We start from the raw sequence: 13151 nt of genomic DNA on the forward strand, positions 1-13151 counted from the left end.
ACGCTATTGTACTAAACTTAATTAAGAGTGTGATTGCTCTGTTTCTAGGGCAGATCAATGTGTATCTGCCCTTTTTTCTTAAGAATTATTTATAGCTTTGATAAGTAATTATTTTCAGTTAGCCCAACAAAAAGCATTATAACCGACAAGGTTAGCAGTCGCTACAATTATCTAAATTAACCGTTAGTATTATCTAATTACTTTGGTAAGTAAATGTAGAAAGTAGTACCTTGGCAGTTAGTTTGAAAAGAGACTTCTCCTTCATGTGCTTCAATAATTGATTTAGCGATCGCAGTTCCCAATCCTGTGCCTCCTCGTTTCCCATGAGTTACAAAAGGATCGAATAAATTATCCCTAATCGCTTCTGGTATTCCTGGGCCATTATCGCCTATTTGAATTTCGACAAACTTGGCATTATTATTAGCAGTTACTTCGATACAACCACCATTACCCTTAAAAGCTTCTACAGCATTACTAACTAAGTTTTGCAAAACTCGCATCAATTTATTTTCATCAACATTCACCATTATTTCTGGTACATTAAATTTGAAATTTACATGAGCATCTTTGAAATAAATTCGATTCAGCTTTTCAAACTGATCTAATAATGAAGTTAGCTTAATAGGTTGTTTCTTTAAAACTGCATTACCACCAGCGAATTCTAACGCCTCTTCCGCCATTCCCAACATTCGTTTAACTTGTGCTTGAATGATATCGCACCATTCAATTGTTTCTTCATCAGGATGAGTTTCTTTTAACATGGCGCTGGCTAGTTGAATGCCTGTTACCGGACTTCTAAAATCATGAATAATGGTATTAACCATCTCTCCAATTAAAGCCATTTTCTCTTGATAGATCATTTGATTAACATACTGTGCAGTGGTAGCACGGAGATGACGGATAATATAACTTAACAGTTTGAGTATTACATAACCTTTTGTATTATCTAATATTTCCATTAACTGAGTGCGCGGAATTTTGGCTAAAACTGTGTCTGTGTATGCGATCGCCTGAGCACTGCGCGGTTGTCCATCCAAAACCCCAAATTCCCCAAAAAATTCATTTTGTTTAGCTACAGCAATCACATGATACTTATCACAAGTTGTTCTTTTTCTAAACTCCACTTGTCCTTCTAAAACTAAATATAAATAATCAGGAACATCGTCCTCTTCAAAGACAACCTCTTGTTCGGTATATTTTTCCACAATAGCCATTTGGCATAAATGTGATGCTTGTGCTGGCTCAAAATAGGAAATAAATTGATGCACTTCCAGTTCCATAATAAGTTACCTGCTCTTTAAGGCATACTAATAGCATAATTCTATCCTACGGCAGATGTATTAAATAGTCAGACTCTTTAGCGGATCTTAAAGAAAATTAAGTATTATTTCTTGGTTAACTTGTTACTAAGCTCAAAAATTTATCCGCAAAAATCAGTAACGTTGGGAAATGTCTTAATTTTAATTAAAGTAAAGTTTTGTAAAACAATTTCTTTATAACAATTTAAAGCGTATGTATTGATTTGTTATTTTCTCAACTATCAGGTTAGCTGCTTAGGGCGATCGCCAACTAATATGCTAAACTCGACAACTCAAACTAAATGAAATTTTGGAGGTTAGGGGAGTGCGATCGCTTTTCTTCAGATTGCAAATCCTAAAGTTCCGAGAAATTACCGATGTAGATAAATTTCCTATTTGCTATGAATTTGGATGTCAGGAATGGGGGTTGGGATTTATGAAGGAGCGATCGCTACTTACTTTCACAGTAATTTTAACAATTTTGAGTGCTAGTTCGTTATCAGTTTTAGCACAATCCCAGAGGTTATTTAAAAAAGCTAATTTAGAATTTCCGCAAGTAGATTTCATTGAGTCAGAAAAGCAGTTTTACACGCCAATAATAACATCTGAAAAACAGCAGCAAAATACCAAACTTCAACAAGCTAATGCTGAAGATGTTTCCGCAGTTCTGAACTTAGTACGCGGCTGGGGTTCGGTGGAGAATGTTTTTATTATCGATAACTATGCTATTGTCAGCTATCTAATCGCTCAAAATGGGGCAACTGTTCCCATAAAGAGCGAGAATGGTAAGTGGAAAATTGTTAATGGTAATTGGAGAATGACTATTAATGATAATAGTGCAGAACCAACATTGTCTTGTAGACAAGTTAGTTGTTTAGTTGAAAATGGATTTCCTCGAAATATTGCTACCCAACTGATTAATCGCTTAGAAAATTTCGATCGCACCCAACAACAACAAATCGCAACTTTCAGACAAGCCTGGGCGAAAACTAACCGTAGTATAGCCCCATTTTTAGGATATTGGCGAGATATGGATTGGGCAGCGCGAACCCAACCAACAGAAATAAGTTTTTCAATTTGGCCCTCTTATACTGCTAATAAAGTTTGTGTAGTGGGGATTGCCGAAAATTCTCAATATGTGAATATTGGTACAGTGTCCGGGAAAAAAATTACCACACCAAACAATGTGTTTACCCTAGAAGAATCAACCGGAGAAGGAGAGGTAATTAAATCGCAGACGGAAAACTATTTAGTTAATCCAGCACCGCTTAATACTTGGTATTTTAATGCTGAAACCAAGAAAAAGTTAGAGGATGCAGGTTGCACCAGTAGTCCACCAAGGTAATTGTTCAGGCATTGAAGAAACCCAATTTTCCTCACAATACCTTCACCATTTTTCTGTAGGGGCGAAGCATTCGGGCGACAATTTATAAAACACAACCAAAATAAAACAATCCGAATGCTTCGCCCAGCCCCCACAGACAACCTATATCTACTTAAATATTGCACCAAAACAAGTGGTTTGTAGGGTGCGTCAGACAGAAAAATTTGGGCAAGTAACAGTAATTTTTAGTTCTGACGCACCCTACGAATGATAACTAAACAAATTCAAGAATAGTTAAGTTATTAAAGTTACGATCGCAACTTACTTCTTCACAATTTCCCTGTAGGGGCGAAGCATTCGGGTGACAATTTATAAAACACAACCAAAATAAAACAATCCGAATGCTTCGCCCAGCCCCCACAGACAACCTATATCTACTTAATTCTTGCGCCAAGACAAGGCGAAAATTTGTCGCCAAAACAGGGCGAAACATTTGGAATATAAATTGATGATTCCCCACAAAATTGTCGCCAAGACAGGGCGAAGCATTTGGAAACATAAATTGGTGATTCCCCACAAAATTGTCGCCCAAATGCTTCGCCCCTACAAAAATTAATACACAAATTAAATTGCCAAAAACATCATTTGAATAACAGGAATTTTGGGGAAAGCCAAAACCCTTTTGTTAACTTTTTACCAAAATCTAAAATTCGCTACAATCACAAATAAAGAGCGGTGCAAGGATACCAGCAATGCTGCGGCGATTTTGGCGGAGAATCCAACAGTTTTTTCGGCGCTTATTGGGGATTGGGAGAACAACCTCTCCGCCAAGGGGGAGTGAGGAAAATTCTTTACCACCTGTGGAAGCGAAGACAAGTAAACCCCAGCGGACGGATCTTGAGTATGAAGTGATATTTAGCGAACTGCTGGAAGGGGTGAATCAAGGGTGGAGTCGGGGGGATACTTTTGGCTTTTTAATTGGAAAACGCATTGACGATGCGGAATTAATTGCTTGGTTACATCGCTTTGCGGAAAATTTGCAGGCGACACCGGAACAGCATCAGGAGTTGGCGCGGCGAATGGTGTTGCTGGGTGAAGTTTACGGTAAGGAATTGGGAAAAGTAGCGGGGGAAATGGGTAAGCGGTTACTGGCGCAAGTACCCCAATTAGATGATGTTCCTTCGGGTGAAGTGATCGAGGCAGATGTCACAACAGATGATGCAGAGGTATGGTTTGAGCAAGGTAATCAGCTGTTGATGAAAGGGGATTTTCAGGGTGCGATCGCATCTTATGACAAAGCTTTGGCAATTAAACCTGACGCTCACGAAGCCTGGTATAACCGGGGATATGCGCTAGATGACTTAGGACGAATTGAAGAAGCGATCGCATCTTATGACAAAGCTTTGGCGATTAAACCTGACAAACACGATGCCTGGATTAACCGGGGAATTGCAGCGGGAAATTCACTTCACTATTATTCCCAAGCAGCTACCATTTTACAGATGCAATTTCCCCTATCTCCTGTTGTATTACCTAATCCAACCTTGAATCAGCGTGGTTATGAAGGGAAGTTGTTATGTTATCAAGAAGGGTTGAAACATTGCCCCCAAGAAACACACCCTCAAGGCTGGGGAGAATTAAATCATGCCATTGGCAAAGCTCATTATTTCCAAAGAAAAAACTCTCAAGCCGTCACCAGTTATAATCAAGCACTCAAAACCCTAACTTCAGATGCTTTTCCCGAACTGCATTTAGAGGTTTTGCAAGATTTAATCAAAGCATTGTTAAGCTTAAGGCGAACCCCGGAAGCAGAACAATTAAAACGAGATGGCACAGATTTATTGCGACGTTTAATAGATGAATCGAAAAGCCAGGGGAAGAAAGAACAACTCGCCCTCAAATTTGCCAGCTTCCAACAATTAACCGTTGATATCGCCATCCAATCAGGGCAAATCATCCCAGCATTAGAAACCGCAGAAGCTGGAAAAAATGCCTGCCTCACTTGGCTACTCTATGCCTATAGCGATGAAATTGCATTTCCCAACTATGCCGAAATTCAACAACTTTTGCAGCCCACAACCGCCATAGTTTACTGGCATCTCAGCCCCGCCGCCTTAACTACATTTATTCTTAAACATGGAGAAACCCCAAAAACCTTAGAAACCCCAGAAACCGACTTTCTCAACCGCCTAGAAAAATTTGAAAAATGGGTGAAAGATTGGAATCAACAATACGCCGAATATGGCAAAGGTAAGAAATCCGAAACAGAAAAAACATCCAACTGGCGCGATAACTTACCCGAAAAGTTACAGCAACTAATTGAAATTCTCCACATCCCAAAAATTGAATCCACCCTAACCGGAATCACCCATTTAATCTTAATTCCCCACCGCGACTTACACCGCTTTCCCCTTCACGCCCTGTTTGCCGATAAATTCACTATTACCTATTTACCCAGTGCCAAAATTGGGTTAATCACACAGGGGAAAAACCCAGAAAAACAACACAAACTTTTCAGCGTAGAACATCCCAACAGCCAAGGTTTTAAAGAATTAGAGTACGCCGAAATTCAATCAACCGCAATATCCCAACTCTTTGAAAATCCCCAACGCCTCAGTGACAACGCCGCTACTGCCCAAGCCATCAAAACCGCCCTCGCCTCACCTTACACCATCTTTCACTTCACCGGACATGGAGAATATGACTTTTTCCAACCGAAAAAATCCTATTTAGCCCTCAGCGGCAAAGATACACTTACCCTAGAAGAAATATTCCAAATCCCCCTTCATCCCTTCCGACTCGTCTGCCTTGCAGCTTGCGAAACCGCCATCACAGGCAACCAAAGCATCACCACCGAATACATCGGACTCGTCAGCGGATTTCTCAGTCGCAAAGTTACCTACGTCGTCAGTACCCTGTGGACGGTGGAATCAGAAGCCAGTGCCTTGATAATGATGAAATTTTACAACCTTTTGCGGCAAGGAGAACCCGAACCCGCCGCCCTGAAAACAGCCCAAAAATGGTTACGACAGGCAACTTGGGGTGATATCCAAAGCTTTTATGCCCAAACCTTAGCATCCCTCCCCGCCGATGCAGATAGGAACCTGCGTTTACTCTTAGAAGATGCCCTTAACCGAGCGAATACAATGGAAGTAGACCAACAACCTTTTACCCATCCTTACCATTGGTCAGCTTTTACAATTACGGGTCAAGCCTAAATTCTATGAAACCTTCTGCTAAAATTACCCTTAAAGCATTCCTGGTTGCTTTGTATCAACAAAACACCCCTTTACCAGAAGCACAAACCACAGAATTACACCAAATAAGCGAGGCACTTTCTGATAGAATCGCTCAACTCGATACCTTAGCCAAAAGTGATTCCACCTTCAATGAATATTACCAAAAAAACCGCCAAGCCTTGCTCAACCCAGCAGCAATACAAAAACAAGGCCCAAAACCAAAAGTAAATGAAGCAGCAGAAAATCGCGCCCAGGAAATTGAAAATATTTCTGTTGACTTAAGCGATGATAAACTATTAGAAATTGCCGATAAAGTTTTGAATGCCACCGACCCAGTAACCGCAGCAAAACAAATCCCAGAAATTCTTTATATGCTGCCATCAATCCCCATCCTTTAACCCATGAATGAAGCGATTAAATTAATTTATCCTACCCTTGACCTCTTTCTCTACGACCTCCGAGAAGGGTTAGGTCAAGCTGAGGAAGAAATCAAACAAAATCGCCGGGAATTTTGGCAAAAAGTCTATAACAATCCCCAACACAATATTTCGGGAAAAACCCTAGATCAAACATTTCTAGAAGAACTCGCCAAGCCAGAAAAAGCCGAAGCCAGTTTTGTTCAACTCCTAGAAAAAGAGCAAGTAGAAATTTTTGAACTTCCCCTCGATGGTTATTACTATCCTCTCCAGTTAGGCGATACTTACGCCCTGCAAGTTGATTGTTCTGGTGCTTACGCTGACGGCAAAGAAATCCTCAATAATACGCCCCAAAACATCGACATTTTAACCCAAAGAAAACAGACAATTTTGCAACATCTCGGCGGAGAAAACGTCAGGGGAAAAATTGGTCAAACTTGGCTGATGTGGACACAACTAAACCAAGAAATTAAAGAGCCAGAAAAGCTTGAATTTGTCGCTCAAAAATGTTATAATCAAATGTTTAATCAACCCGATTGGAATCGAGACTTTTGGGGCAAAGGTAATTATTTAGGCGCAGCCGTTTTTGAACTATGGCGGTTTCCTACTAATTGGGAAAACCTGAAAGAAGAGAGCGAACATTTGCAAATATGGCTATTTCCTCATCACATTTCAATTGATACCATTCGCCAAACAATGGCAGATATTTATTTTGATTTAATCCGCCTCTTTCATTATCGCCATAAAATTATTTGGTCTTACGCCCAAAGCCACAAACCCAAAACTGCCCTAAAAAACGATTATCTCTTTGTGAAAAATTCCATCAGCGTTATTGTTCCCGTCAATCAACAAATTCAGCCAACACAATCAGATTTAAAACAATTAGAAACAACCCTAAATAATACTTTCAATACACTGGCTCGGTATGCGATAGATTTAGATAAATTAAACGCCCAAAGCCGCACCCTAAACATTAACATTGAAAATTATCAAGAACGCCTAAAAAGACTAACAGAAAAAGATAAAAACCCGCAAAAAGATTTAAGCTTTTTAGTAGAATTTGGTGACTTTGCCAAAGAACGCTATTTGCGACAAGTAGAAGCCGACTATACCAGCTTGAACACCGGATTAACCTTACTAGAAAATCTCATTCGTACCCTAGAAGGTACCAGCAACATTCGCCAAACCGCAAGCGATCGCACCCTAAACAAAACCGTAGCCGCCGCAGGTATAGGACTAGCCACCAGCCAAGTTACCTCAGCCGTAGTCCTCGCCCAACCTCCTTTAGCTAAACACCCCGTTGGTGTCTTTTTTGGCAGTTTAAGTGTAGGTGCGATCGCCACTCTGTTAACCCTCCTCTTCCTGCGTCGCTTTCACCGTTAAACCCCCAATCCCTAAAGAAAAAACCTCGACACAATACAACTAAAACCAGGCAATAAAGGCGAACTAATTTCATCATCATTCATCAAAGTTGCCACTAACACCAACCTGGCGTTTTCTCTTCGATAAACCTCTACTTTTTGCGATCGCCAATCAGCAATCCAATACTCTTCAACTCCCCGCGATGCGTAAAGTTTTAATTTTGCCTCTTTATCCCGTCGTTCATTAGTTGTACCAGCAGACAAAACCTCTACCACCAACTCAGGCGCACCAGTCAAATGCCCAGCTTCATCTAACAGCAAAGTCAATCTTTCATTACTCGCCCAAACCACATCAGGAATCACATCATCTGATTCACTAAATAACACTCCTGCATTGATAGTAGCTTGTCCTAAACCGCTAGAACGTGACCAAATTTCAATTTCCTGACAAACATTAAAACAAGTACGTTGATGTTTCCAATGAGGCGCTCTCGTCATAAACAAATCCCCATCCACAATTTCATAGCGCGTCCCCTCATTTTCTGGTAAAAGGTCTATGTCTGCGGTAGTCCAATGTACTCCTCGATCTGCCGCATAACTCATAACAAAACTCCTTATTATTGGGGCTAATATTAATAGTATAATGAAATAGTTTTGAGTTTAATTTTAATTTAACATCTGGAAACAAACGGACACTCAAATGACACTTGGAACGATCGCAACACCCCCAAAAGAATCCCCCCTTTTATTTGAAGGACTCACCTGGCGAGAGTTTAAAGCAGTTGAGCAACTCTTAGATCGTCCAGGCTATCGACTTTCTTTCCTAGATGGAGTTTTGGAGATCCGAAGAAGGTCAGGAGAAGCACAAGAAATCATTAAACAAAGAATCGGCGCATTGTTAGAACACTACCTTTTGATAGCAGGATTTGATTTTACTCCAACTGGCTCAATGACTTTGGAAAATGAAACAGCTGCTGTGAAGCGAGAGGCGGATGAATCTTATAAACTTGCTGCTGGTAGAGTGCGTCCTGATTTAGCGATCGAAGTAGTCTTTTCCAGTGGCGGTATTAACAAATTAGAAGCATACAAGCGGCTGAAAATTGAAGAAGTTTGGTTCTGGGAAGATGGAGTTTTAGAAGTTTATCACCTGCGGGAAGAAGGGAATAAAGTTTATTATGAAAAGGTTTCTAATAGCGAAGAAGTTAAAGGAATCGATCTAGATTTGTTGCAACGTTGTATTAATATGGTAAATCATGTTGATGCTATCAAAACCTTTCAACAAGCACTTCAGAATTAGCTTTTAACTAATCACTCAAAAAGTACAAGGATAGGACGTTTTTTAGATTCTTTAGTCCGCGTAGGCGGACTTTGTTTGTGTAGCTGCGATTTCAATCGCTAACTAACCCAGATTTGGTATCATTCAGGTTCAATACCCAATTCTCGCAAACGCGCCTCTAACGCTTGCACTCTTTGTCTTTCTGCTTCCAACAAAGCTTCTGCTTCTTCTGCTCTAGTTTGTGCTATTTCCTTTTGCCTTTGTTCTTCTTCCCTCGCTATTTGTAATTCCACATAAGTAGCAAATCGTTGTCCCGAAGGTGCAAAAATTTGCAATTCTTCACCACTTAAGTCAAACCTAATTCCTAATCTTGGACTTACCCAATTAGCGATCGAATCAATTACCTCTAATCTCCCATTGCTAGAAGAACGCACCCAACCACTTAAATCTACTTTATCAGGATCGTAAAGATAATATTCCTCCACACCATAGCGGTCATAAAATGCCAACTTCTTAGCCATTTCCGTTAAAGTATTTCCTGGCGAAAGTACCTCAAAAACTACTTGCGGCGCAATATTATCTTCTCGCCATTGTAGATAAGAACCTCTGTCACCTTTTGGTCTACCAAATACAACCATTGCATCAGGAGCACAGCGAGTTTTATTATCGCCTTCAACGGGATACCAAAGCAAATCTCCCGCGACAAAAACATTTGGATCGTCCCGAAAAAGTCCATCCAGTCCGCCTTGAATTGTGGTAATCCAACGGAACTGTTTTGTATTATCTGACATGGGGTTTCCATCTCTTTCGGGATAAATAATCTCTTGTCTGGTAGGAATTTTTACCATAGTTTTACCTCTGTTGAGGTGTTTCTTTTATTTTGCCTGAAATATTCTCGTAGGACAGGCATCTTGCCTGTCAAACTTTCCCCTATCTGTTAAATTTTCCTAATGCCATCACCGCATTTTGTCCGCCAAAACCGAAACTAAAACACAGCAAATTCTGTATTTCGCTCGATCGCGCTACCCTCACCAAATTCAAATCAAATTCTGATTCTCTTAAACCTACACAAGGGGGTAAAATACGATCGCGCAACCCCAACAAACAAAAAGCAACTCCCAAAACTCCCGACGCTCCCAATGTATGCCCAGTTGCGCCTTTTGTCGAACTCACTGCTACATTTTGGGGAAACAAATAATTAATTAATTGTGCTTCATTGCGATCGTTCAAAACTGTCCCAGTACCATGAGCATGAATATAATTAATATCAATTGGCGCAAGATTGCTCCGTTCTAAACATTGTTTAACTGCATAAATTGCACTTTTCCCCCCAACTTCTGGCGCATTAGCATGAAAAGCATCTGCTGTCAAGCCAAAACCCAAAACTTCGCCGTAAACCTTTGCCCCTCGCTCTCTAGCTAATTCCGCAGTTTCCAAAACCAAAACCGCCCCACCTTCTCCTAAAACCAAACCTTCCCGCTGTTTATCGAAAGGATAAGCGCCCGTTTGAGCTAAAGCGCCCATCTGCTGAAAACCTGTCAAAGTCAAAGGCGTAATTGGTGTTTCTACCGCACCTGCAATGACTCGCTGACATTGCCCAGATTGAATTAACTCAAAACCCTGCGCTAACGCCCAAATTCCCGTAGCACAAGCCGCCATTGGTGCTAAAACCGCCCCAGTCGCCCCAATTTGCCTTGCGGCACAAATCGCCGCCATATTTGGCAAACTTTCAAGCCAAGGGGACTGGGGGCTGGGGACTGGGGACTGGGGACTGGGAGAGTTTTCACTTGTAGGGGCGGGTTTAGCAGATAAATCTGTGTTCACAGCAGAAGAGTTAAAAACAAAACCCGCCCTCCCAAAGTTTTCTTGCTCCCCTGCTCCTCTGCTCTCCCGCACGAACTCTTCCCAGCGTGCTTGTTGACTGCGGCTTGAGCCGATTACTACGCCACAATTTGGTAAAGGTGGGTTTAGTCCGGCATCTTTTAAGGCAGATTCTACAACTTGCTGAGTTAAAGTTAGCAGTTCGGTTGGTCGATCGCCAATCATTGCCAAAGGTCGTGGTTTTAGTTCCACAAAAGGTTGACGCAACTGAATCGCAGATTTACCTGCTAACAAACTTCGCCAGCTAGAATCCAAATCACCCAAAGCTGAGAAAAAACCGATGCCAGTGATAAAAATCTTTACATTCATTAGTTATTTGTCATAAGTCATTTGTCAGCAGGACTAAAGCAGAAACTCGGTTTCTGAAGATAACTGCTAGATTTGCGTCCTTGATACTTAACCAGAAAACTAGTTTTTCAGCTTCTCACAAATGACAAATGACAAATGACAAAAAAACTATTTTTTCAGATTCTCTGCGCCTTTAGTTACCTTAGCCGACTCAATTTTATCGCCCTGTTTAATTCCTTCTACCACATCCATTCCCTCAGTCACATAACCAAACACGGCATAGTCACCATCAAGAAAGTCTATATCGGAGAGAGCAAAATAGAACTGAGAAGAAGCAGAATCTGGAGCTTGAGAGCGAGCCATCGCAATAGCCCCTTTCTTGTGATTTAACAGAACTTGAGGATCGGAATATCCTGCTTGTCTGCCTACAGCTTTACCATAGCTCGGTTGATCCTGACCTTTTAATTTAATTTCTAAAGGAACATTGCGCGGTCTTTTAGTTTCAGGATCGACAAATCCTCCCATTCCGGTACCTTGAGGATCTCCTCCTTGCGCGACGAAAGGTTCAGGGCTTTTAACTACTCGATGAAAAGTTAGACCATTGTAAAAACCCCGTTCTACGAGATCTACAAAATTACCACCAGTAATGGGGGCATTATTGCCATCAATTTCGATCGTAATCGGAGAACCGTTTACCACCATAACTACAGTAGCGTTTCCTTCTAACCGGGGTAAATTATTCATTTGAGGATTGTTTGCTTGAGTAACAGATACAGGGGTAGTTGTTGATGAGTTTTCCGAAGTCTGAGAAGAAACTTCTGGGGATGTACATCCTCCGAGAAATAATCCACCAACAATTATCAGTGAGACTAACCAGCGCGAAAATTTTATTTGCATTTTCAGTTAGATAGTCAACTAAATTTCCAAAGCCAAGATTACAATCATAACCCTTCAAGTGGTACTGCCAAAAAGCGTGCTAGCTCAGCCCCTTGGTTTTCTACTTCTGCTAAAGATAAAGGTTGTCCCACTCTAGTTAAAGGTACATCCCTGCGTCCTTTAATTCGCAAATAAAGAGCACGACGCGGATTCAAACCTTCTTTGATCTCAACTCGAATTGCTTGGACATCTTCAATTCTACAGCCTACCTCAATTTGCCGATTTTTTCCGGGAAAACCCCAACGGAAAATTTTTACAAATCCGGTTTCCCGATTAAATTCGTTATATCCGCTGCCTACATCTAAGATAATCATCAGCCAGAGGTAGGTTGCTAATAGCGATCCCGCAACCCCATAAAATCCCATTGCGATTCCTTGAGGGACAAATACTAGTTGAGAAGGATCGCTAAAGAGCAAGAGATTTTTGTGTAAATAACTGGAGAGTCCAGCTAAAAGAAAACCGACACCGCCGATCGAAACTGCTGTCGCTAACAAATAATTGCTGATCCGACGCGCACCTAGAATTTCTTGGCGGAGAATGCGATCGCTTGAGGAAATTGTTTTTGTGGTCATGGCTGTGATTAACAAAATTATCTCTGACTAACTCAGCTATTTCAATGCCCAAAGGGAAATTACTAGCCCAGCTTAATTATTAAAAAAATTGGAAGAAAAAGAGCTTTCCGGTTCTCAGTTTTCTGAGCCACTGTTGACTCTATTCCTACCCAGGATAGGTGAGGCAAAAGGAACTACAGAGTTCAAAAAAGCTAAAAAAGCTTTGTAAAAGCTGATTAAAGCCTTCTGAATTCAGCTTTCTACCCTCTGCCCTCTGGCACTACTGTCCAGTCCTTTAGTTTCGCACTCTTCATCGCCTTTACGCCAGTCAATCTCGTAACTAAAATTTATGAACTTTGCTAATTTTGGCAACAAATTAATATATAGTTATGTTAACTTACTTAAAAACCTCCCAGTTTTAATCAGGCAAGAGGGTTTGAAATGACCATAGCAGTCGGACGTGCCCCAGCAGAAAGAGGATGGTTTGATGTCCTCGATGACTGGCTCAAGCGCGATCGGTTCGTATTCATCGGCTGGTCTGGAATACTGCTATTCCCCTGTGCATACCTAGCACTAGGCGG

Annotated in this window: 11 protein-coding genes and 1 pseudogene; 6 read left to right on the plus strand and 6 right to left on the minus strand. The window is 41.1% G+C overall.

From position 1 onward, the window contains the following. Positions 1-197: 197 nt before the first annotated feature. Complete coding sequence (locus ACE1B6_RS09440) at positions 198-1280, minus strand: ATP-binding protein (RefSeq protein WP_413257005.1); 1083 nt, start codon at positions 1278-1280, stop codon at positions 198-200. A gap of 343 nt (positions 1281-1623) precedes the next feature. On the opposite strand from ACE1B6_RS09440, the gene ACE1B6_RS09445 reads away from it, so the two are divergent. From ACE1B6_RS09445 to ACE1B6_RS09460, 4 genes are all read left to right on the plus strand, one after another. Then, positions 1624-2643, plus strand: coding sequence for a hypothetical protein (locus tag ACE1B6_RS09445; RefSeq protein ID WP_413257006.1), 1020 nt, complete (start codon positions 1624-1626; stop codon positions 2641-2643). Positions 2644-3374: 731 nt separating this feature from the next. Continuing rightward, positions 3375-5840 (plus strand): CHAT domain-containing protein, encoded by a 2466-nt coding sequence (locus ACE1B6_RS09450; RefSeq protein WP_413257007.1) that lies wholly within the window; start codon positions 3375-3377, stop codon positions 5838-5840. 5 nt (positions 5841-5845) lie between these two features. Further along, positions 5846-6259, plus strand: a complete 414-nt coding sequence (locus ACE1B6_RS09455) for a hypothetical protein (RefSeq protein ID WP_413257008.1) — start codon at positions 5846-5848, stop codon at positions 6257-6259. Positions 6260-6262: 3 nt separating this feature from the next. After that, positions 6263-7660 (plus strand): hypothetical protein, encoded by a 1398-nt coding sequence (locus ACE1B6_RS09460; RefSeq protein ID WP_413257009.1) that lies wholly within the window; start codon positions 6263-6265, stop codon positions 7658-7660. A gap of 11 nt (positions 7661-7671) precedes the next feature. Here ACE1B6_RS09460 and ACE1B6_RS09465 read toward each other — a convergent pair whose 3' ends face one another. Next, positions 7672-8241 (minus strand): Uma2 family endonuclease, encoded by a 570-nt coding sequence (locus ACE1B6_RS09465; protein ID WP_413257010.1) that lies wholly within the window; start codon positions 8239-8241, stop codon positions 7672-7674. A gap of 97 nt (positions 8242-8338) precedes the next feature. On the opposite strand from ACE1B6_RS09465, the gene ACE1B6_RS09470 reads away from it, so the two are divergent. After that, positions 8339-8935 carry a Uma2 family endonuclease gene (locus ACE1B6_RS09470; protein ID WP_413257011.1) on the plus strand — a complete coding sequence of 199 codons (597 nt, stop codon included), beginning with the start codon at positions 8339-8341 and terminating at the stop codon, positions 8933-8935. A 119-nt stretch (positions 8936-9054) separates the two neighbouring features. Here the strand turns inward: ACE1B6_RS09470 and ACE1B6_RS09475 are convergent, their stop codons facing one another. The 4 genes from ACE1B6_RS09475 to ACE1B6_RS09490 form a co-directional block, all read right to left on the minus strand. Further along, a complete protein-coding gene (locus tag ACE1B6_RS09475) occupies positions 9055-9762 on the minus strand; it encodes a Uma2 family endonuclease (protein ID WP_413257012.1) in 708 nt (235 codons plus the stop codon). Between the two features lie 82 nt (positions 9763-9844). Beyond that, positions 9845-11104, minus strand: coding sequence for a beta-ketoacyl-ACP synthase (locus ACE1B6_RS09480; RefSeq protein WP_413257013.1), 1260 nt, complete (start codon positions 11102-11104; stop codon positions 9845-9847). A 147-nt stretch (positions 11105-11251) separates the two neighbouring features. Continuing rightward, on the minus strand, positions 11252-11980 hold the full coding sequence (locus ACE1B6_RS09485) for a peptidylprolyl isomerase (protein WP_413257014.1): 729 nt from the start codon (positions 11978-11980) through the stop codon (positions 11252-11254). Between the two features lie 44 nt (positions 11981-12024). Continuing rightward, on the minus strand, positions 12025-12600 hold the full coding sequence (locus ACE1B6_RS09490; protein ID WP_459562992.1) for a photosystem I assembly protein Ycf4: 576 nt from the start codon (positions 12598-12600) through the stop codon (positions 12025-12027). A 411-nt stretch (positions 12601-13011) separates the two neighbouring features. On the opposite strand from ACE1B6_RS09490, the pseudogene ACE1B6_RS09495 reads away from it, so the two are divergent. Beyond that, positions 13012-13151 (plus strand): annotated as a pseudogene (locus ACE1B6_RS09495) (photosystem II D2 protein (photosystem q(a) protein)); the annotation flags it as partial.

Source organism: Floridaenema fluviatile BLCC-F154, from assembly GCF_041929135.1.
GTDB classification, from domain to species: domain Bacteria; phylum Cyanobacteriota; class Cyanobacteriia; order Cyanobacteriales; family Aerosakkonemataceae; genus Floridanema; species Floridanema fluviatile.

What these genes read in the sequence shown, in the direction of transcription:
- ACE1B6_RS09470 (WP_413257011.1), top strand. Translation starts at nt 8,339, where the DNA reads ATGACACTTGGAACGATCGCAACACCCCCAAAAGAATCCCCCCTTTTA.
- ACE1B6_RS09450 (WP_413257007.1), top strand. Translation starts at nt 3,375, where the DNA reads ATGCTGCGGCGATTTTGGCGGAGAATCCAACAGTTTTTTCGGCGCTTA.
- ACE1B6_RS09485 (WP_413257014.1), bottom strand. Translation starts at nt 11,980, where the DNA reads ATGCAAATAAAATTTTCGCGCTGGTTAGTCTCACTGATAATTGTTGGT.
- ACE1B6_RS09475 (WP_413257012.1), bottom strand. Translation starts at nt 9,762, where the DNA reads ATGGTAAAAATTCCTACCAGACAAGAGATTATTTATCCCGAAAGAGAT.
- ACE1B6_RS09465 (WP_413257010.1), bottom strand. Translation starts at nt 8,241, where the DNA reads ATGAGTTATGCGGCAGATCGAGGAGTACATTGGACTACCGCAGACATA.
- ACE1B6_RS09480 (WP_413257013.1), bottom strand. Translation starts at nt 11,104, where the DNA reads ATGAATGTAAAGATTTTTATCACTGGCATCGGTTTTTTCTCAGCTTTG.
- ACE1B6_RS09460 (WP_413257009.1), top strand. Translation starts at nt 6,263, where the DNA reads ATGAATGAAGCGATTAAATTAATTTATCCTACCCTTGACCTCTTTCTC.
- ACE1B6_RS09455 (WP_413257008.1), top strand. Translation starts at nt 5,846, where the DNA reads ATGAAACCTTCTGCTAAAATTACCCTTAAAGCATTCCTGGTTGCTTTG.
- ACE1B6_RS09440 (WP_413257005.1), bottom strand. Translation starts at nt 1,280, where the DNA reads ATGGAACTGGAAGTGCATCAATTTATTTCCTATTTTGAGCCAGCACAA.